This window comes from Ornithinibacter sp. (assembly GCF_035443565.1).
Taxonomy (GTDB): domain Bacteria; phylum Actinomycetota; class Actinomycetes; order Actinomycetales; family Dermatophilaceae; genus Fodinibacter.
The window spans coordinates 1-18,735 of sequence record NZ_DAORSO010000045.1 but is presented as its reverse complement, the minus strand read 5'-3'; the positions used below and the strand labels follow the sequence as shown (position 1 = coordinate 18,735).

Annotated in this window: 21 protein-coding genes; 7 read left to right on the top strand and 14 right to left on the bottom strand. The window is 70.0% G+C overall.

Features of this window, described 5'->3' with window-relative positions; genetic code table 11:
- Both PLL68_RS07110 and ctaC read right to left on the bottom strand, forming a co-directional pair.
- A partial coding sequence (locus tag PLL68_RS07110; RefSeq protein WP_324532988.1) for a cytochrome c oxidase subunit I occupies positions 1-721 on the bottom strand: 721 nt, incomplete at its 3' end.
- A gap of 26 nt (positions 722-747) precedes the next feature.
- Positions 748-1,677: an aa3-type cytochrome oxidase subunit II gene (gene ctaC / locus PLL68_RS07105; protein ID WP_425495946.1), complete on the bottom strand. Its 930-nt coding sequence runs from the start codon at positions 1,675-1,677 to the stop codon at positions 748-750.
- A 60-nt stretch (positions 1,678-1,737) separates the two neighbouring features.
- Here ctaC and PLL68_RS07100 point away from each other — a divergent pair, with 60 nt between their 5' ends.
- Together PLL68_RS07100 and PLL68_RS07095 are read left to right on the top strand one after the other, a co-directional pair.
- A complete protein-coding gene (locus PLL68_RS07100; protein WP_324532985.1) occupies positions 1,738-2,907 on the top strand; it encodes an aminotransferase class V-fold PLP-dependent enzyme in 1,170 nt (389 codons plus the stop codon).
- On the top strand, positions 2,904-3,185 hold the full coding sequence (locus PLL68_RS07095; RefSeq protein ID WP_324532983.1) for a sulfurtransferase TusA family protein: 282 nt from the start codon (positions 2,904-2,906) through the stop codon (positions 3,183-3,185). Before PLL68_RS07100 ends, PLL68_RS07095 begins: the two co-directional genes overlap by 4 nt.
- Here the strand turns inward: PLL68_RS07095 and aat are convergent.
- From aat to PLL68_RS07060, 7 genes are all read right to left on the bottom strand, one after another.
- Positions 3,164-3,847: a leucyl/phenylalanyl-tRNA--protein transferase gene (aat, locus tag PLL68_RS07090; RefSeq protein ID WP_324532981.1), complete on the bottom strand. Its 684-nt coding sequence runs from the start codon at positions 3,845-3,847 to the stop codon at positions 3,164-3,166. The two genes, PLL68_RS07095 and aat, sit on opposite strands and share 22 nt — an antisense overlap.
- 16 nt (positions 3,848-3,863) lie before the next feature.
- On the bottom strand, positions 3,864-4,847 hold the full coding sequence (locus PLL68_RS07085; protein ID WP_159899681.1) for a carbohydrate kinase family protein: 984 nt from the start codon (positions 4,845-4,847) through the stop codon (positions 3,864-3,866).
- Positions 4,848-4,982: 135 nt separating this feature from the next.
- Positions 4,983-5,369 carry a HesB/IscA family protein gene (locus PLL68_RS07080; RefSeq protein ID WP_324532978.1) on the bottom strand — a complete coding sequence of 129 codons (387 nt, stop codon included), beginning with the start codon at positions 5,367-5,369 and terminating at the stop codon, positions 4,983-4,985.
- A gap of 144 nt (positions 5,370-5,513) precedes the next feature.
- On the bottom strand, positions 5,514-7,844 hold the full coding sequence (locus PLL68_RS07075) for a hypothetical protein (protein ID WP_324532976.1): 2,331 nt from the start codon (positions 7,842-7,844) through the stop codon (positions 5,514-5,516).
- Positions 7,841-8,479, bottom strand: coding sequence for an ABC transporter ATP-binding protein (locus PLL68_RS07070; RefSeq protein WP_324532974.1), 639 nt, complete (start codon positions 8,477-8,479; stop codon positions 7,841-7,843). Before PLL68_RS07070 ends, PLL68_RS07075 begins: the two co-directional genes overlap by 4 nt.
- 71 nt (positions 8,480-8,550) lie before the next feature.
- Positions 8,551-8,910, bottom strand: coding sequence for a peptidase inhibitor family I36 protein (locus PLL68_RS07065; RefSeq protein ID WP_324532972.1), 360 nt, complete (start codon positions 8,908-8,910; stop codon positions 8,551-8,553).
- Positions 8,911-9,003: 93 nt separating this feature from the next.
- Positions 9,004-10,173 carry a glycerate kinase gene (locus PLL68_RS07060; protein WP_324532970.1) on the bottom strand — a complete coding sequence of 390 codons (1,170 nt, stop codon included), beginning with the start codon at positions 10,171-10,173 and terminating at the stop codon, positions 9,004-9,006.
- A gap of 31 nt (positions 10,174-10,204) precedes the next feature.
- On the opposite strand from PLL68_RS07060, the gene nadA reads away from it, so the two are divergent.
- On the top strand, positions 10,205-11,398 hold the full coding sequence (gene nadA, locus PLL68_RS07055) for a quinolinate synthase NadA (protein WP_324532968.1): 1,194 nt from the start codon (positions 10,205-10,207) through the stop codon (positions 11,396-11,398).
- A gap of 47 nt (positions 11,399-11,445) precedes the next feature.
- Here nadA and PLL68_RS07050 read toward each other — a convergent pair whose 3' ends face one another.
- The 4 genes from PLL68_RS07050 to PLL68_RS07035 form a co-directional block, all read right to left on the bottom strand.
- Positions 11,446-11,991: a hypothetical protein gene (locus PLL68_RS07050; RefSeq protein WP_324532966.1), complete on the bottom strand. Its 546-nt coding sequence runs from the start codon at positions 11,989-11,991 to the stop codon at positions 11,446-11,448.
- Positions 11,984-12,223 (bottom strand): hypothetical protein, encoded by a 240-nt coding sequence (locus PLL68_RS07045; protein WP_324532964.1) that lies wholly within the window; start codon positions 12,221-12,223, stop codon positions 11,984-11,986. Before PLL68_RS07045 ends, PLL68_RS07050 begins: the two co-directional genes overlap by 8 nt.
- Before the next feature lie 88 nt (positions 12,224-12,311).
- Positions 12,312-13,364 carry a glutathione S-transferase family protein gene (locus PLL68_RS07040; RefSeq protein WP_324532962.1) on the bottom strand — a complete coding sequence of 351 codons (1,053 nt, stop codon included), beginning with the start codon at positions 13,362-13,364 and terminating at the stop codon, positions 12,312-12,314.
- Positions 13,361-14,752, bottom strand: a complete 1,392-nt coding sequence (locus PLL68_RS07035) for a dipeptidase (protein ID WP_324532960.1) — start codon at positions 14,750-14,752, stop codon at positions 13,361-13,363. Before PLL68_RS07035 ends, PLL68_RS07040 begins: the two co-directional genes overlap by 4 nt.
- Positions 14,753-14,882: 130 nt before the next feature.
- On the opposite strand from PLL68_RS07035, the gene PLL68_RS07030 reads away from it, so the two are divergent.
- Both PLL68_RS07030 and PLL68_RS07025 read left to right on the top strand, forming a co-directional pair.
- Complete coding sequence (locus tag PLL68_RS07030; RefSeq protein WP_324532958.1) at positions 14,883-15,467, top strand: DUF3043 domain-containing protein; 585 nt, start codon at positions 14,883-14,885, stop codon at positions 15,465-15,467.
- A gap of 2 nt (positions 15,468-15,469) precedes the next feature.
- Positions 15,470-16,006, top strand: coding sequence for an ASCH domain-containing protein (locus PLL68_RS07025; RefSeq protein WP_324532956.1), 537 nt, complete (start codon positions 15,470-15,472; stop codon positions 16,004-16,006).
- Positions 16,007-16,038: 32 nt separating this feature from the next.
- Here PLL68_RS07025 and PLL68_RS07020 read toward each other — a convergent pair whose 3' ends face one another.
- Positions 16,039-16,755 carry a VIT1/CCC1 transporter family protein gene (locus PLL68_RS07020; protein WP_324532954.1) on the bottom strand — a complete coding sequence of 239 codons (717 nt, stop codon included), beginning with the start codon at positions 16,753-16,755 and terminating at the stop codon, positions 16,039-16,041.
- A gap of 361 nt (positions 16,756-17,116) precedes the next feature.
- Between PLL68_RS07020 and PLL68_RS07015 the strand changes: the two genes are divergently transcribed.
- A complete protein-coding gene (locus tag PLL68_RS07015; RefSeq protein ID WP_324532952.1) occupies positions 17,117-17,971 on the top strand; it encodes a hypothetical protein in 855 nt (284 codons plus the stop codon).
- 1 nt (position 17,972) lies between these two features.
- A complete protein-coding gene (locus tag PLL68_RS07010) occupies positions 17,973-18,629 on the top strand; it encodes a hypothetical protein (protein WP_324532950.1) in 657 nt (218 codons plus the stop codon).
- Positions 18,630-18,735 lie beyond the last annotated feature (106 nt).

Here is an 18,735-nt window from a genome sequence, read left to right as displayed (position 1 = left end):
CCGGGTCGAACACGTGCGCCCCGAAGCGGCGGTCGGCGCCCAGCGCGAACAGCGCGGCAGCCAGTGCCGGGAAGATGAGCAGCACGAGGATGGAGGTGACGAGCACCGTCCACGTGAAGATCGGCATCCGGAACATCGTCATGCCGGGGGCGCGCATGCACAGGATGGTGGTGATGAAGTTGACCGCACCGAGGATTGTGCCGAAGCCACCGAGCGCCAGACCGAAGACCCACAGGTCGCCGCCGAGGCCGGGGCTGAAGCTCGCGTCGGACAGCGGTGCGTACGCGAACCAGCCGAAGGCCGCGGCACCGCCGGGCGTCAGGAAGCCCGCTGCCGCGATGGCGCCACCGAAGACGTAGAGCCAGTAGGCAAACATGTTCAGGCGCGGGAAGGCGACGTCAGGGGCGCCGATCTGCAGCGGCATCAGCGCGTTGGCGAAGCCCGCGAACAGGGGCGTCGCGAACAGCAGCAACATGATCGTGCCGTGCATCGTGAACATCTGGTTGTACTGGTCGGGGTTGTCCACGACCTGCAGGCCCGGGGCCATGAGCTCGGCCCGGATCACCAGGGCCATGAGGCCACCGATGATGAACCAGATGAACGCGGTGATGAAGTAGAGGTTGCCGATCACCTTGTGGTCGGTGGTCGTCACCCACTTGACGACGGTCGAGCCGGGAGCGAGGCGGCGGGTGGTGGTCTTCTCCCCCGCCGTGCGGTACATCGTTGATTCGGTGGCGGCGCTCATGGTCAGTTACCTCCGTCGGTGCCGGCGTCCTGGCCGTCCATCAGTTCGCCGCGGCTGATCGTGTTGTTGAGCATGCCGGTCTGGCCCGCAGCCCGAAGGTCGTTGATGTGCTTGTCGTACTCGGCCCGGGAGACCACGGCCACGTTGAACAGCATGTTCGAGTGGTAGGCCCCGCACAGCTCGGCGCACTTGCCCTTGAACGTGCCTTCCTGGGTGGGTACGACCTGGAAGCGGTTGACGCGGCCGGGGATCATGTCGAGCTTCTGGAGGAACGCCGGCACCCAGAACGAGTGGATGACGTCCCGCGAGGTGAGCACGAACTCGACCCGCTCACCGACCGGGAGGTACAGCGTCGGGATGGTCTCCTCGGCCCCGGGCTCACCCGTGAGGATGGCCTGCGCGCCGACCTCGTGGACGTCGTCCTCGAGGTAGTTGAAGTCCCAGCTCCACTGCTTGCCCACCACGTTGACCGTCACGTCGGGGTCCTGGGAGGTGTCGAGCAGCGTGGCCTCGTCGCGTGCGGTGTAGTAGAAGAGCACGACGACCATGAAGATCGGGACCACCGTGTAGAGGATCTCGATCGGGATGTTGTACCGCAGCTGGACGGGCAGTTCGTTGTCGTCCTTGTGGCGGCGGTAGGCCACGACACACCAGGCGATGAGACCCCAGACGAGCACACCGACGGCGAGCCCGGCGATCCAGGTGCCGATCCACAGGTTGGTGACGACCTCGCCACCCTCGGTGACGGCGGGCGGCAGCCACCCGGTGGAGGCGTTGCCGCGCAACTCGCCGCTGGCACACCCGGTCAGGGCGGCGACGGACAGCGCGCCGATAAGGGTCGCGGAGCCGACTCGGCGACGCAACCGACGGGGCGATGAAAGGACGTGCTGGCGCACCGCTGCACCCTTCGTCTGGAGGAGGTGGACGGACAAGGCCAAACCCTACTGCACCACCCCCCGCGCGGTCAGGCAGGGTTCGACTACCGTGCAGGCGTGGCGCCCACGCGGACCGATCTCGGCACGACCGGCCTCCTCGACGCCTCGAGGGGCCCCCTCCACCCGGCGGCCCGCGCCGCCCTCGACGCCGCGGTGGACCTCGCCTGGGGCGACCCTGCGGCCCTGCACCCCCCGGGACGACGAGCCCGGGCTGCCCTCGACCAGGCCCGGGAGGTGCTGGCGGGTGCCGTGGGTGTCCGCCCCGACGAGCTGTCCCTCCACCCCGACGCCCAGACGGCGTTGACGGTGGGCCTGGACGGGCTGCGACACGCCCGCCGACGGGTCGGCACCCGCGTGGTCGCCAGTGCCGTGGAGCGCTCTGTCGTCCTGTTGTCACCGGGAACCGACCAGCCAGTGCCCGTCGACCACGAGGGTCGAGTCGACGTGTCAGCCTTCGCGGCCTCGCTCGACAACCCGGGCGACGGCCCACCCGCGGCCGCGGTGCTCCAGAGCGCCAACGGTGAGGTGGGCACCCGCCAGCCGGTCGCCGCCGTGGACGCGTTGTGCCGCACAGCCGGCATCCCGCTGCTCCTCGACGCGACGGCATCCCTCGGTCGTGACCCGGCAGCACACCCCACGGGTGCCGGGTCTGTCATCGTGGCGGATGCCGCCACCTTCGGCGGGCCACCCCTCGGCCTGCTCGCCGTGCGCACCGGGACGCGCTGGGGCCTGCCCGGGCCCCGCCGTGAGGCCGAGCACCGTCGCGCCCTCGCCGCGCCCTGGGTTCCCCTCGCCCTCACCGCTGCCCAGGCCTGGGTGAGCACCGAGCAGGAGCACGCCGACGAGGAACGTGCCGCTCGCGCCCTCGTGGACCGGGTCCGCGACGTGGCGGCCCGCATCCCCGACGTCGCCGTCGTGGGCGATCCCGAGGACCGGCTCCCCCACGTCGTGACGTTCAGTGCCCTCTACGTCGACGGTGAGGTACTCCTGGAGGAACTCGCACGTCGTGACCTCGTCGTCGGCTCCGGCTCCGCGTGCACCTCCAGCGACCTGCGCCCCAGCCACGTGCTCGCTGCGATGGGGGTGCTCACCCACGGCAACGTGCGGATCACCCTGCCCCTGCGGGCGGTCTCCCCCACCCGTGAGGCCGATGTCGCCCGGCTGTGCCGGGAGTTGCCGGATGCCGTGGCCGCCGTGCGCCGTCGGCTCGGGACGGATGACCTGTGAGCCCCACGGATCCGCCCGACCGCCCGCCGGTGATCGACGCGCGGGGCACGCGGTGCCCGGTCCCCGTCATCCGCCTGGCCCGAGCCAGCCGGGGCCTGCCTGCCGGGGCGACCCTGCTGCTGCTCGCCGATGACGCGGCGGCGTGGTCCGACGTCCCCGCGTGGGCGCGGATGAAGGGCCACAGCGTCACGTTGACCGAGGACGAGGACTGGACCGAGTTCCGGGTCGTGCTCGGCGAGCCGCGAACCGGGCGTGGTCAGGCCGACAGGTCGACCTGAGGCGCCTGAACGGCCTCGGCGAGGCGGGCGAGGTAGGTCTCGCGCGGCCACTCCTGCGCGCCGAGCCTGCTCAGGTGGTCAGTGGCCCACTGCACGTCGACGAGGCGGCGGGGGTCGCCGTCGCGGTGGAAGCGCTCCACGAGCCCCACGAGAGCCACCTTCGAGGCGTCGCGCACCGTGTGGAACATCGACTCGCCCGCGAACAGCCCGCCGATGGAGACGCCGTAGAGCCCGCCGACGAGCACTCCGTCCTGCCAGGCCTCGACGCTGTGCGCCCAGCCGAGGTCGTGCAGCCGCCGGTAGGCCGCGGCGATGTCGTCGGTGATCCACCGGCCCTCACGGGACGGGTCGGCGCAGTGGGCCACCACCTCGTCGAAGGCGGTGTCGACCCGCACGTCGAAGCGGTCGATGGCCTTGCGCAGCGACCGGCGGACCTTCAGCGCCCCGGCCGGCAGGACACCTCTGGGGTCGGGTGACCACCAGCCGATGGCCCCGGTGCCATGGTGTCCGAGCCCCATGGGGAACAGCCCCAACCGGTAGCCCGCGAGCAGGGTGCCGGGTTCGAGGTCGGCACCTGCCGCGACGAGGTCGTCGCCGGGGTCGGGCTGTGCGTCGTCGAGGTGCCACGGCGTGGCCGGCGGCTCGATGGGTGGGAACACCATGGCGGGGTGGTCGGTGTCAGCCCCGCATCGTGCGCACGAGCGGGGTGATCTCGGCCATGGCCTCGTCACCGTAGGCCGCGGCGAACCGGGCGAGGAAACCCTCGCGCGTCACCGTGTACTCCTGCGTGCCGACGGTCTCCAGGACGTGTGCGGCCAGCACCGAACCCATCTGGGCGCAGCGCTCGTGTCCGAGGCCGCCGGCGAGTCCGACGAGGAAGCCAGCGCGGAAGGCGTCGCCGACGCCCGTGGGGTCAACCCGCTCGACGTCACCGGCGACGGGAACATGGATGGGGTCCTCGCCGCGGGTGCGGATGTCGGCGCCGTCCTTGCCGCGCGTGATGACGCGGGTCGTGACCCGGCTGTCGATCTCGTCCTGGCTCCACCCGGTCTTGGTCTCGGTGAGGTAGGACTCGTACTCGTTGGTGAACAGGTAGTCCGCGCCGTCGATGAGCTGGCGGATGAAGGGGCCTTCCGCGAACGCGAGCTGCTGCGACGGGTCGGCGATGAAGCGGATGCCGCGCGTGCGGCACTCCTCGGTGTGGCGCAGCATGGCCTCGGGGTCGTCGGCACCGATGAGCACGAGGTCGAGGTCCCACCGCTCGTGGATCGGGCCGAGCTCGATCATCCGCGCCTCGGACATCGCGCCGGCGTAGAACGTGGCGATCTGCGCCATCGAGTCATCTGTCGTGCAGACGAAGCGCGCCGTGTGCCGTGACTCGGAGATGTGGACGTGGTCGGTGATGACGCCGTGGCGCGAGAGCCAGCTGCGGTAGTCGGCGAAGTCCTCGCCCGCCGCGCCGACGATGATGGGTCGCGCCCCCAGTGCCGCCATGCCGAAGCAGATGTTGCCCGCGATGCCTCCCCGACGAATCTCGAGCGTCTCCGCGAGGAAGCTCACCGAGATCTTGTCGAGCTGCTCGAGCACGAGGGAGTCGGAGAAGCTGCCCTTGAAGGTCATCAGGTGGTCGGTCGCAATGGACCCGGCGACGGCGATCTGCACGACGAGCAACCTACCCGAGTCAGGCCGGTTCACCGGACCTCTCCGCGTTCAGGCTTCGTCGCGGGATGCCCGAAGGGCCCGCGCAGTGCGCGGGCCCTTCGTGGATGCTGCTGGTGCCGCAGTGCTGCCGACGGGTCAGCTGAAGCTGTCGCCGCAAGCGCAGGAGCTGCCCGCGTTGGGGTTGTCGATGGTGAACCCCTGCTTCTCGATCGTGTCGGCGAAGTCGATGGTGGCGCCCTCGAGGTAGGGGGCGCTCATCCGGTCGACGACGACCTCGACACCGTCGAAGTCGCGCACGAGGTCACCATCGAGGGTGCGCTCGTCGAAGTACAGCTGGTAGATCAGGCCCGAGCAGCCGCCGGGCTGCACGCCGACCCGCAGACGCAGGTCGTCGCGCCCTTCCTGGGAGAGCAGGGACTGGACCTTCTCGGCGGCGACGCCGGTGAGCAGGACACCGTGTGCCGGGGTCTCCTCGGTGGGGGCGTCTGCGGGTGCCTCGGTGGTCTGGAGCTGGTCGCTCATGGATGCACTCCTCGTGCTGGCGGTGGCCTGGGGTCCGGCCCGGACGCCGTGGTCAACCCGCTCGGGGTCGCCGGTGTTCCCGGGTTCTTCGACAAGGATACGACCCGGCTCCCCGCAGCGAGCACGGCACTCGCTGGGCGGCCCTCATGTCGAGGCGTACCCGGGTCGTGCGCCCCGTATTGCAACGAGCACGCCGACTGCCTGCCCTGCGCACACAGCGACGACAAGCGCAACCACGAGCGCCGGCCAGGCCTTCATATCAATGGTGAGGAACGGGACGCGCATCATGAGCACCCCTACCCCGATCGCCACTGAACCCACGCCGATAGCGAAGGCTGCGGCTGTGGTCGCGAGTGGCTCGATGGCCACCATCCGACGCACCTGACGACGAGAGGCCCCGTGGGTGACCAACTGAGTTACCACGGGGCGCAGCCCTGCAACTCGCGCACTGGCGGCTGCGGTGGCCACCATAACGACCACGAGGCACAACACTCCAGCGGATACCACTGCGGCCAGAACGCCTACGGGGGGCTCCGGTGGGTGGTACACCTCAACAAGGCGTCGGTCGATGCCTCGTGCGTCGACGTCCTCCATCAGCCTCGTGACGTCCGCCGGGCCCACCTCGCTGTAGAGGAGCCCACCCTCAAGCAAAGGCAGTTGTGCAGCGAGAGCGGTCTCGCGAGTGATCACCGCTCCAGCCTGGAAACTCCACTCTTCAGAGATGCCGACAGTCCGCCGGACCGCGGTGAACACCACGCCTTCAACGCTTACTGACTCCGGCGATCCGCTTCCCCAGTGCACCAAGCCGCCCTCGCGCAGCAGAGCCACCTCGGCAGGTGTGATGGCGTCGCCGAGTATCAGCGGGGCATCGGTCGCGTCCTCAACCACAAGAACGGAGGCATTGAGGTATGGGCCGTCAAAGGGAAGGAACCCATCGACCCACAGCAACTGACGGCGAGGGCGCCCATCAAGGGCTGCGTCGGCGGCGGCAGAAGCAGACGGCGGCGGCGGCGTCGCGGCACCCCCCAGACCGAGCACACCCACCTGCCCTGGCCCCACGGCGGCCAGGGCCTCGCTCCGCATCTGTGAGCTGGACATACTCGCCAAGGCAAGCGAGGCCAATGCCGGGGTGATGAGCGCAAGCAGCAGAAACAAGGATCCCAGCGCTGCACCTCCGGGGGCCCTCAAGGAGCAAAGGCCCCAACGAGTCGCCGGATCGTGGGCGGGGATCCAGGAGCTGACCAGTTTCAGCACCTGCGGCATCAGCGTGCTGAAGAGCCCAACGAGGCAGACCATGAGGATCATGCTCTGCGCGGGTGTGTGGACGGTGACCGCCAGGCCGAGTGCGACGGCACCCAAGGCCCACGTTGCAAGATGCTTGGCGCGCTGACCCACCCCAGCAATGACCCCCGGCAGCCTGGGGGCCCGGTGCCGATCGGGCTGCAGGGCCAGGACGAGGGCGGCCCAGCCGATGCCGGAGGGAACAGTGACCGCCCCATAGACCAGCGGTCCCGGTAGGGAAAGCACGTGCGGATGACCAGCCGCCTGCGCCGCCAATAGCCCGCCGCAAAAGCCCAGAACGGTCCCGATCAGAGAACCCAGAACGGCGCCGATCGCGAGAGCCCCCCCGCCTGCCAGTGCCAGCGCCGACAAAGCGTGGTGTCGCGGCGTCCCGACTGCCATCAACGCTGCGCTGGTCCGCACGAGCCGCCGGCGTCCGAACAGGGCGGCGAAAGCGCCGACCAGGATGGGAAGCAGCAGTACGGGGATGCGAAAGGCCATAGGGGATCGATCGGACCACGAAACCGTCTCATCCGGGGCATCACGTGCTAGAGGCTCTGTCACCTTCCACATTGACGCGAGTTCAGCGGCCTCTGCCGGTTCCAGGCGGCCGGTGAAGACACTGACGGTCGCTTCAGGAACGGTGGGGGAATCAGCGTCGGCGACCGTTGCTGCAGCCCAGGTGCCCGGTGCAGCCAACACCTCAGCACTGGAGGAATACGCGTTGTCAATCTCGCCGACAACCGTGAGGTCACCGATGTCGGGCGAGACGGCCAATACCTGATCGCCGCCGACCAGAGCCTGCGTGATGACCACCTCTCCAGGCTCCTGGGGCCATCGCCCGGAGGTGAGGTCATATCGGCCGGGCGGCTCCGACTCGGCCCACGGCCCTTCGAGGTACATCAGGCGGTCACCCGTCAGCGCGGTGAGTCGATCCGAGCGCACGAGCAGCGGCCCCCGAGCTTCGGCACCATCGGGCACGGACATGGGCTCCCCGAGGAAGGCCGGCTGCGGTAGTTGCCACTCCAGTGCATAGCCCCCGAACTGCTCCTCGCGGCGTTGCTCCGCAGTGAGGGACACCGCACTCATGACCATGGCAACCGTGACGAGCAGCGCCGCGACGACACAGGAGGGAAGTGCGCCTCGCCGAACCCATCGGGCGCGAACGATCCTGGACGCGAGGATCCATGTCATGCCGACCCCATCCCAGCCAGAGTGGTGGCCGAATCCTCCGCGATGCACCCGTCGCGCATGCTGATGACACGATCCGCGAAGCCGACCGCCAGGGGGTCGTGGGTGGAGATCACGACGAGCACCCCCTGATCGGCGAGCTCGCGCAAGGTGCTGAAGATCGCCGTCGCATTGGTGCTGTCGAGGGAGCCGGTCGGCTCGTCGGCCAACAGGATTGACCGCCCCCCAATCAGGGCGCGGGCAATGCCGACCCGCTGCTGCTGTCCGCCGGACAGCTGGTCTGGAGCCCTATCTTCCAGTCCTGCCAATCCGACACGGTGGAGCCACGCGGCGGCCTCATCGCGAACTTGAGCCCCTCGATCCCCGCGCAGCTCCAGCGGCAGCATGACGTTCTCGATGGCAGAAAACTCAGGGACGAGGTTGTTGTCCTGGAAGACCACGCCGATGTCATGTGCGCGGAGGGAAGCGGCCTCATCTGACGACATCGCCGTCACGTCGCGACCCCCTGCCAGGACCGTCCCCGAATCTGCCGGCTCCAAACCCGCGAGGAGCCGCAGGAGCGTCGACTTCCCCGCGCCGCTTGGCCCCCGCAGAAGGAGAAGCTCCCCGGCCTCTATGGACAGATCGATGGTGTCCACGGCCCGAATGACCTCGGCGGGCCCGACGTAGTGTCGCGTCAGGCCCGCCACAGTGACCAAAGGCATCGTGGTCAGCAGGCCCCATTCGTGGCTGTCCCGGATACCTCGTCACTGTTCAACACCGAGACATTCGGATTCGACGAGCCACGAGTAAAGGTCTGACAGTCGCCGGTGCCATTCGTGTTGTCGTAGCCGCGGGCGTTTGTGGTCGTCCGGTTCGCCCATGAATCCATGCGGTTGAGCGTCCCATAGGGCATGGCCTGCACCCCACCACCCGCGGTACGAGTGAGGAGCAGCCAGTCGTAGTCGTTGTTTCCCCACAGGCACACGCGGTCAGTACCACACTGGCTAAAGGACGCCGTTGCAGGCGCTCCCGCGAACGCCAAGGTGCCTAGTAGTGCGACGATCCCGGTGAGAAATCGAACCTTCATGTCGATACCCCTTCGATTTCGTCAAGGGGTACCCCCTCCCGACTGGTGATCGTGACTCTAGGGCAGCCCTGAGGTCGCCGCCACCGGAGTAGGTCAGGGGGCCGCCGGTGACCAGGTGCGGGCGACTCGCGCCGTGCGCTGCGCCAACGTGGCCACGGGGTCGGCAACCATGGCCTCCAGCTCGGCGGGCGTCTCCGCGACGGCGTAGCTGCTGGCAAAACCCATGGTCATCGTGTCGCGACGACCGAGCAGGCACTCCCCTGCGATGAGAACGGTCGGCCGGGCCGTCTCCATCGTCGCTGCGGCGACCCCGGCGACCACCGAGTCGCGGGCCTGTCGCCAGTCGACGAGGCCGGCACCGGTCACGACCAGGTCGCTGCGGGCCGCGGCCACCCCGAAGCCGCACTCCCGCAGCACCTCTCCCACGGCACTGGCACGCCGCGCACCCAGGGCGAGCAGGGCGTACCCGAGGCCACCGGCCGCACCGGCGCCGGGTTCGCGGTCCAGGCGCCACGGCATCCCACTCAGGAGGTCGACCTGGGGGGTCGGCAGTGCGCGGCCGACCACTTCGGTGAACCGGCCCAGGGCCGCCTCGAGGGCCTGCGCCTGTTCCGGGCTCGCCCCCTTGCGCGGAGCGTCGACGGCGCTGGTGCCCTGGAGGCCGAGCAGCGGCGTGTCGTCGTCGGTCGCCAGGACGAGGTCGACCCCGCGCCACCGGTCGATGACGCCCGGCAGGCCGAGGAGGACGTCGTCGGACACCGTGGCGAGGTGGCGGCCACCGCGGGCGAGTTCGGATGCCGGTCCCGCGCCGAGCGCTGAGAGCATCCCCGCCCCGGCGTCGTGGGTTCCGCTGCCGCCCACCCCGACGACGACCTTGTCGGGCCCGGTCGCCAGGGCCGCCTCCAGCAACTGCCCGACCCCCCAGGTGCCGGTGATGGAGGGGTCGCGCTCGTCCGCGCCGAGCAGGTGCAGACCGCTGGCCTGGGATGCCTCGACGTATGCCGTGCGCCTGCCGTCGCGCTCGACGACCAGCACCGCGGCGGGCACCTCACGGCCGAGCGGGTCGCTCACGGTCGTCGCGATGGTGGTGCCACCGAGGGCCCGCATGAGCACGTCGAGGAACCCCGGGCCACCGTCCGAGAGCGGCAGCACCTCGACCTCGTCGTGCGGCGCACCCTCGGCCCAGCCGGCAGCCATGGCCGTGGCTGCCTGGACCGGGCCCAGGGTCGAACCGAAGGAGTCGGGGGCGATCAGCACACGCACGGGTCGAGGTTATCGCCCTACGATCGACCTCGTGACGACGACAACCGGTCCTGCCCACGCCCGACTGCCCCTGCTCGTGCTCGGCGCGGGCCGTGACCTCGCGAGCGAACGCGGTGTCGAGTGCCCGGGCGACCTCCCGGCCCCGTCGGACCCCGACCTCGTGGCGCGCGCCCGGGCGGCGAAGGCGGCCCTCGGGGACCGGGTCTTCGTGCTCGGTCACCACTACCAGCGGGACGAGGTCATCGAGTTCGCCGACGTCACGGGTGACTCGTTCAAGCTGGCCAAGGAGGCAGCGGCCCGCCCGGACGCGGAGTGGATCGTGTTCTGCGGCGTGCACTTCATGGCCGAGTCCGCCGACATCCTCACCTCCGACGCACAGACCGTGATCCTGCCCGACCTCGCCGCCGGGTGCTCGATGGCTGACATGGCCGCGATCGACCAGGTCGAGGAGTGCTGGGACGAGCTCGTCGAGGCCGGTGTGGCCGAGGCGACCGTGCCGGTGACGTACATGAACTCCTCCGCGGCGATCAAGGCGTTCACGGGTCGCCACGGCGGCACGATCTGCACCTCGTCGAACGCGAAGACCGCCCTCACCTGGGCGCTCGAGAAGGCCGGCGACGGCGCGAAGGTGCTGTTCCTGCCCGACCAGCACCTGGGCCGCAACACCTACGCCCGCGACCTCGGCGGGTCGCTGGACGACTGCGTGGTCTGGGATCCGCACCGCCCCATGGGCGGGCTCACCCCTGAGCAGCTTCGCGACGCGACGATGATCCTCTGGCGTGGTCACTGCTCGGTGCACGGGAGGTTCACCGTGGATGCCGTGGAGGCCGCCCGCCGCACGATCCCCGGCGTCAAGGTGATCGTGCACCCCGAGTGCCGCAACGAGGTCGTCGAGCTCGCCGACGAGGTTGGCTCGACCGAGAAGATCATCAAGACCATCGCGGCAGCACCCGCCGGCACGGCGTGGGCGGTCGGCACCGAGCTCAACCTCGTGCAGCGCCTGGCTGCGCAGTTCCCCGAGCAGCAGATCGCCTTCCTCGAGAAGAACGTCTGCTACTGCTCGACGATGAACCGGATCGACCTGCCGCACCTCGTGTGGGCCCTGGAGTCCCTCGTCGAGGGTCGCGTCGTCAACACCATCCGGGTCGACGACCAGGTCGCCCACGACGCTCGGGTGGCGCTGGACCAGATGCTCGCCCTGCCCGGCGAGACCTCGAAGGACTGACCCGCGACGCTCGACGAGGGCGTCGCGGACCGGGCACCGCCGCCCGGTCAGTCCTCGGCGGGGATGCCGGTGTCCCGGACGAGGTAGAGCCACGGGAAGGCCCGCACGGCGACGTGCCACCCGTCCTGCTCGAGGGCGGAGGCCGGGCGGGTCCAGGCCACGCGACGGTGCTCCCACTGCGTCGGGGTGCGCACGACCTTGTGCTTGAGCATCCCCGCGTCGACCGTTCGCCACCCCCGGCGGCCGGCGAGGGCGAGCTCGGCCATCTCGTCGAAGGCGGTCACCGGGCCCAGCCAGCGCACCTCGGCCCCGAGCAGACCGCCGGCGTCCATGGGCTGGTCGACACCGCCCGGCTTGTCCACGGCGCCGCCGAAGCGTTGCTGTGCGGCCTGGCGCGTCAGGCCGAGGACCGCCCCGATCGCCGCCCAGCTGTGGCCGCCCGCGCGGGCCGTCGCGACCGACTGGTGGAGCAGGTCGCGGGTCGCCTCGTGAGCCTCGGCGGCCCGAGCCACGAGCTCGAGGTGGTCGACGTTCTCCTGGTCGCTGCCGTCGAGGATGAGCCGACCGACGCGGTCAGCGATCGTGTCACTCACGACGGTCACGGCTCGGCAGCCACATCGACCCCTGCGGCTCGTCCCCGTCGCCGCGGCTCCCCCACACCCCACGACCGATCGCGTAGGCACCGAGCGCCATGAGGGCAATGGTCATCCCTTGGAAGAGACCGTGGAAGAACCCGGACTCGACCACTCGGCTGAGAGCGCCGGTGACGAGGCCGAGGAGCACGAGGCTCATGCCGAGGGTGGGGATGCCGGATCGTGTGATCATGCGTCAACCTTTCCTTGACATGGCTTACTTGTCAAGGTGTTGTTGACGCCGATGGCGTGGAGGTCAAGTCCCCGGGTGGATCCGTCTTTCAGGCGCGAACCAGCCCGTCGTCGCCTACGTGCGGGTTGTGCACTGTCGGCACCCGCTCGCCGGCCGGTGGCGGCCCGGGTGGGGTGCCGTCACCGAACGGTCGCCCACCGAGCGCTTCCCGAGCGTGCGGCTGCGCCCAGCCCGACAGGTCCGGCCCGGCCGGCACGACGCCGGTGGGATTGATGTCGCGGTGGACCTCGTAGTAGTGGCTCTTGATGTGCACGAAGTCGGTGGTGTCCCCGAAGCCCGGGGTCGTGAACAGGTCGCGTGCGTAGGCCCACAGGACCGGCATCTCGCTGAGCTTGGAGCGGTTGCACTTGAAGTGCCCGTGGTAGACCGCGTCGAAGCGGGCGAGGGTCGTGAACAGCCGGACGTCTGCCTCGGTGATCGTGTCGCCGACGAGGTAGCGCTGGTTCAGCAGGCGCGCTTCGAGGCGGTCCAGCGCCGAGAACAGCCGGTCGTACGCCGCGTCGTAGGCGGCCTGCGTGCCCGCGAAGCCGCAGCGGTACACCCCGTTGTTGACCTCGGTGTAGACCCACCGGTTGACCTCGTCGATCTCGGCGCGCAGGTCGTGCGGGTAGAGGTCGGGGGCGCCCTCGCGGTGGTGGTCACGCCACTGGGTCGACAGGTCGAGGGTCAGCTGCGCGAAGTCGTTGGTCACGACGACTCCCCTGGAGACGTCGACGATCGCCGGGACGGTGATGCCTCGCGGGTACCCCGGGAAGCGCTTGTCGTACGCGTCCTTGATCCGCGGGATGCCCAGCACCGGGTCGACCCCACCGGGGTCGAGGTCGAAGGTCCAGGAGTCGGCGTCATGGGTCGGGCCGCAGATCCCCATGGAGATGGCGTCCTCCAACCCGAGGAGTCGTCGCACGATGGTGGCGCGGTTGGCCCAGGGGCAGGCCCGTGACACGACGAGCCGGTAGCGCCCCGCCTCGATCGGCCACGCGCCGTCACCGGACCCATCGCCCGCGCCGTCGACGGTGATGCGGTCGGTGATGTAGGTCGTGTCTCGCTCGAAACTCGGCTCGACGTACGTTCCCTCGCTCATTGCGACCCCTCCCGCTGTGACTGCTCGCCGACGGGAAGCGCACCGAGCCGGGCGAGCAGCACGGCCTCGGCGACGCACACCTTCTCGAACTCCTCGAGGTGCAGCGACTCGTTCGCCCCGTGCGCCCGGGTGTCCGGGTCCTCGACGCCGGTGACGAGGATGGCGGCATCCGGGAAACGCTGCGCGAAGGCCGCCACGAACGGGATGGACCCGCCGACGCCGATGTCGACCGGGGCCACACCCCACGCGTCCTGGAAGGCTGCCCGGGCCTGGTCGTAGAGCGGTCCGTCGGCATCGGCGGCGAACCCGAGACCGCGGTCATCGAGGGTCACCTCGACCCGGGCCCCCCACGGGGCGTGCTCGATCAGGTGGGTGCGCAGCAGCTCGAAGGCCGCGAGGTCGTCCTCGTCGGGGGCGATGCGCATGGAGATCTTCGCCGAGGCACTGGGAACCAGCGTGTTCGACGACGTCGCGACCGAGGGCGCGTCGATGCCGATCGTCGTGATCGCCGGCTTGGTCCAGATCCGCGACAGCAACGGGCCGGACCCGATGGTCGACACCCCGTCGAGCAGGCCAGACTCCTCGCGCAGTCGGGCCTCGTCGAAGGGCAGGTCGGCGGCCTCACCGGAGCGCAGCCCGGCGACGGCGACGTCCCCGTCGTCGTCGTGCAGGCTCGCGAGCAACCGCACGAGGGCGGTGATCGCGTCAGGCACCGCTCCCCCGAACATCCCGGAGTGGATGCCGTGGTCGAGCGTGGTCACGGTGACGACGACCCGGATCATGCCGCGCAGCGTCGTCGTGAGGGCCGGTTCCCCAATGGCCCAGTTCGTGGAGTCGGCCAGCACGATCGCATCGGCCCGCAGCCGCTCACCGTGCCGCTCCAGGATGGTCGGCAGCGAGTCGGAGCCGATCTCCTCCTCGCCCTCGACGAATACCGTCACGCCCACGGGAAGGGCACCGGCGTGCGCGCGAAGGGCGGCGACGTGCGCCATCACCCCGGCCTTGTCGTCAGCGGCGCCGCGCCCGTAGAGCCGCCCGTCCCGCTCGGTGGGTTCGAACGGTGGGCTGTCCCAGAGGGCGTGGTCGCCGGGGGGCTGCACGTCGTGGTGGGCGTAGAGCATGACGGTGCGGGACCCGGGCGGGCCGGCGAGGTGGCCGATCACCGCAGGCCGGCCACCCTCGCGGACGATCTCGACCTCGAGCCCCTCGGCTCGCAACAACTGGGCCGTGGCCTGCGCGCTGGCCTCCACGTGGGCCTGGTCGAACGCGTCGAGGCTCACGCTGGGGATGCGGGTCAGCGCCTCGAGGTCAGCGCGCAGCCCCGGCATCAGGGCATGGACCCGATCGCGAAGGTCCCAGATCTGGTCGGCAGTCAGCACGTCGCTCATGACGGCGACGATACCGACGGCGACGGACAATCCTCACCAGCGGCGACGAGGGACCCGACCCAGCGCGCGAGGTGGGAGGCCCGCACGGGCGCGTGCACGGCATCCGACGCATTGCACCTACAGTGGTGGCGTGTTCGGACGCAACAAGACGACCAGCGAGCAGCTCACCGACGAGGCGCTCCACCCCGCGCGCGAGGGGGCCAAGAACCGGCCCACGCCCAAGCGCAAGGACCAGGAGGCCGCGCGTCGGCAGCCGCTCGTCGTCGCTGACCGCAAGCAGGCCAAGAAGCTCGACCGCGCCAAGCGCAACGAGCAGATGTACAGGACGCGTCAGGCGATGCTCACGGGTGACGAGTCCGGGCTGCCGGCCCGCGACAAGGGCCCGGTGCGGCGCTACATCCGCGACCACATCGACGCCCGGTGGAACCTCGCGGAGTTCATGCTGCCGGTGATGCTCATCGTGCTGGCGCTGAGCTTCCTGCGCACGAACGAGATCCTCTTCTTCGTCACGATCCTCACCTACGCGATCCTGCTCACCGCGATCGTCGACACGCTCCTCATGTGGAGGGGGCTGCGCAAGCGCCTCACCGCGAAGTTCGGTGAGGAGGCCGCGAAGGCCAAGGGCAACGGCATGTATGCCGCGATGCGCGCCTTCCAGCTGCGCCGTTCGCGGATGCCGCGGGCGCTCGTCAAGCGCGGCGAGTACCCGGCCTAGTCATGGACGCTCCCGACGCGCAGGCCGACACCTCCTCGATCGTCGCGGCGTTCTGGGAGGTGGCGCGCGTGCGTGCCAAGCTCAACCCGACCGGTTACTACACGGGTGAGCGGCCCGAGGGGTTGCTTCCGCCGCCGGCGTGGGCGTTCGGCGCCACCCCTGACGAGGCCGACGCGTTGCTCGCCCTGGTGCTGTCGGGTGACAAGACCGCGACGGCCGGTGCGCTCTGGGACTACGAGGCCGAGGGTGAGGACCTCCCGGAGCCGGGCGCGCTCGCCATCGTCACCGACGGCCGCGGCATCCCCCACGCCCTCATCGCGACGACCCGGGTCGACGTCGTGCCGTTCGACGAGGTCAGTGCCGAGCACGCGTTCCTCGAGGGTGAGGGCGACCGGTCGCTGGCCACGTGGCGGCAGGTGCACGAGCGGTTCTTCACCGAGAGCGCGGTGCACGACCGCGGCTTCCGGTCGGACATGCCCGTGGTGCTCCAGCGCTTCACGGTGCTCTACGGCCACACCTCTGCCGCCATCCCGGACTGACACCGGGGGAACTGCGCGCCAACCTCCATGGGTCAGAAGAAGAACATGCCCGCCAGGTAGCTCGCGCCCATCGTCCCCAGACCGACGGTGAGACTGCGGATCACCATGTGCAGGGCCGATAGTCGCCCCACGCCGGCAGCAACGAGCGAGGTCAGACTCAGTGACACCACCACCGCGACGACGATGAGGGTGGTCTCGATCGCGAGCGGCACGAACCACGTGATGAGCAGCGGGACCATCGCTCCGACGGTGAACGCGATCGTCGTCTGGAGCCCGGCGAGCAGGGGTGCCGTGCGGGACGTCACCTCCTCCAGACCGAACTCCGCGTCGAGTTGGGCGCCGAGGGCGTCGCGCTCCATGAGCTGGTGGACGACCTCGCTGGCGAGTTCCGGGGTCAGGCCGCGGCCCTGCCAGTACTGCACGAGCTCGGCTCGCTCCCCCGCCGGGTCGGTCGCGAGCTCCAGGGCCACCTGGTTCGCGATGGCGAGCTCGGTCTCGCGCTGGGCAGCGACCTCCGCCCACTTCGTGCCTCCGGCGCTGAGCGCCCCGGCCAGGGTGCCGGCGACCGCGGCGAAGATCAGGAGACGGTCACCGGCCCCGGCGCTCGCGAAGCCCTGGAGGATGCCGGCGATGCCGATGATCCCGTCGTTGGCGTCGAGGGCCCACGACGCCTCCCTCACCCGGGCGACGATGCGGTGCCACAGCCCGTCGGCGGCCACCGCCGTCCCGGGGTGAGTTCCGGCATCCATGCGCGGAAGCGTAGAGGCCATGGCAGGGATGCCGTCGACGGGCACGCGGCGCGGCGGCCGCCTGCTGGCGGGACTCTGCCTCACTTCTGATGCTCAGGCGGCGGATGGACGCACCTTCGCGATGAGGTCGGCTGTGGCACTCGCGGGTGTATCAGACGGGCACACCGGAACCTCCTGCCAATTGCCCAGCGCGTGACCGCGCACACCGTCAAAGGGGAGCGACCAGATGAGGATTCAATTCGAGGAGGTGCCGCTCGATGTACGTCGTCGTGCGGCCCGCGCCGTTGCCGCGCTCGTCGGCGACGGGCTTTCACCGACCGGGCTACGCAAGGCAGAGCCGCGGTTCGGGGAGGCTGCACCGGTGTACCGGCCGGATCTGGCCGACATCGCGTACTGGGAGATCGAGATCGCCGGCCTCACGACCGTTCTGCCCACCCGTGAGGGCAAGGCGGGCCGCGCCGACCGAGGCTTCATCGTCGTCGCGACCGGGGGGCACGACGTTCCGGTGCCGCACTTCAGCCTCGACACCGCCCCGCCGAGCCGCCAGCTCGAGCAGCTCGGCGCCATTGACCGCGTGGTCAAGCTGGACGCGCTGTGTTACGCCGGGCTCGATGACCGCGGCGACCTGGTCGGCCACATCGGGACGATGCCACCCAAGCTCACCGGGATGCCGGACGCGTTGCCGAAGCGACTGCCTGCCGGCTACGCCACGACCGTCCCAGCTGGGGCCCACGACGGGGAGGACGGCGACAAGACCGAACCTCAACGCGTGCGGACGTCGCGGGGCAAGAGCGTCGTGGAGTTGCAGGAGTGGCGCTCCTGGAACGAGATCACCACGGAGTACGCCGACTGTTACCGCCACCAGTTGGCCGCGCTCGCGCAGCGCGCGCAACCGCGCTGGGAGACCGAGAAGCTCACCGAGGAGTTCGGCGAAGGGATTCACTCAGGCGCCACGCACACGGTCTGGCTTCTCGAGGAAGGCGACTTCACCATCGAGGGTCCGGGTGCCGACCTGGTCGCCGCCGAGCTCAACCCGCAACCGCTCCCGCCCAAGCTCGTCCTGCGACCGCGCGCAGACGTCAGCGCCAAGGACACGAGCTTCGAGGTGCACCTGCGATACGCCGGCAGCGAAGAACGTCTCCGGTACTTCATCGTGCCCGACCAGGCACCCTCGACCACCGTGAACCGCATCGGGCCGCTCGGAGAGGAACTCTGACATGAGCTGGAACTACTTCTGGGCCGGCACCGCCGGCCAGCAGCCTCGCTACAACCAGTTCCCGTTCGGCGGGTGCGCGGTCGGTTGCGGCCCCACCGCGTGGGGGATCCTCTTCGCCTGGGGCGACCGCCAAGCCGCGAGCGGCAACTCGTACTGGGCCGGCCGCAACGGCCTCTACAGGGAGAACGGCGGCCGTGGCGCCGACGTCGTCGCACCCATCAACCAGGACGGGGGTGTCAACAACATGATCGGCGAGCTCAACGGGCAGGTCGGCACGTTTTGCGCCTTCGGCTCCGGAGCGACGACCCCATGGGACATGCCCGGGGCGTGGCAGTACCTCAACGGCCGCAGCTACACCCGACTCGACACCCACTGGAACAGCCTCGGCATCCACGAGACCCGGCTGGCCAACTACGCCGCGAACTCAATCGCCTACCGGCGCACGCCCGCTGTCATCGGCACAGGCTGGTTGAGCCACTACCCCGTCGCCTGGGGTTACGCGTGGCAACACAGGACCATCCGCCACTCCTTCCTCTGGTGGGACTGGACCGAAACCGTCACCGACACCGCGTTCTACGTGAACAACGGCTGGGGCGGCGGCGGGAGCGGCGAATGGATCGACGCGAGCACCTGGTTCGCAGGAGAGATCTACCCCTGAACACTGCGCCCGGGGCGGAAGGAACCGCTCCTCCGCCCCGGGCCACAGGGCCCTCACCTCAAAACAGACTCCTTGGCCAGCGCACGCGGATCTCCACCAACCAGGC

Bases quoted from the DNA above. Each gene is read 5' to 3' on its own strand.
- aat (WP_324532981.1), bottom strand. From the start codon at position 3,847: ATGGTGTTCCCACCCATCGAGCCGCCGGCCACGCCGTGGCACCTCGAC.
- PLL68_RS07020 (WP_324532954.1), bottom strand. From the start codon at position 16,755: ATGGATGCCGGAACTCACCCCGGGACGGCGGTGGCCGCCGACGGGCTG.
- PLL68_RS07025 (WP_324532956.1), top strand. From the start codon at position 15,470: ATGGACGCTCCCGACGCGCAGGCCGACACCTCCTCGATCGTCGCGGCG.
- PLL68_RS07040 (WP_324532962.1), bottom strand. From the start codon at position 13,364: ATGAGCGAGGGAACGTACGTCGAGCCGAGTTTCGAGCGAGACACGACC.
- PLL68_RS07080 (WP_324532978.1), bottom strand. From the start codon at position 5,369: ATGAGCGACCAGCTCCAGACCACCGAGGCACCCGCAGACGCCCCCACC.
- PLL68_RS07075 (WP_324532976.1), bottom strand. From the start codon at position 7,844: ATGACATGGATCCTCGCGTCCAGGATCGTTCGCGCCCGATGGGTTCGG.
- PLL68_RS07010 (WP_324532950.1), top strand. From the start codon at position 17,973: ATGAGCTGGAACTACTTCTGGGCCGGCACCGCCGGCCAGCAGCCTCGC.
- PLL68_RS07035 (WP_324532960.1), bottom strand. From the start codon at position 14,752: ATGAGCGACGTGCTGACTGCCGACCAGATCTGGGACCTTCGCGATCGG.
- PLL68_RS07065 (WP_324532972.1), bottom strand. From the start codon at position 8,910: ATGAAGGTTCGATTTCTCACCGGGATCGTCGCACTACTAGGCACCTTG.
- PLL68_RS07045 (WP_324532964.1), bottom strand. From the start codon at position 12,223: ATGATCACACGATCCGGCATCCCCACCCTCGGCATGAGCCTCGTGCTC.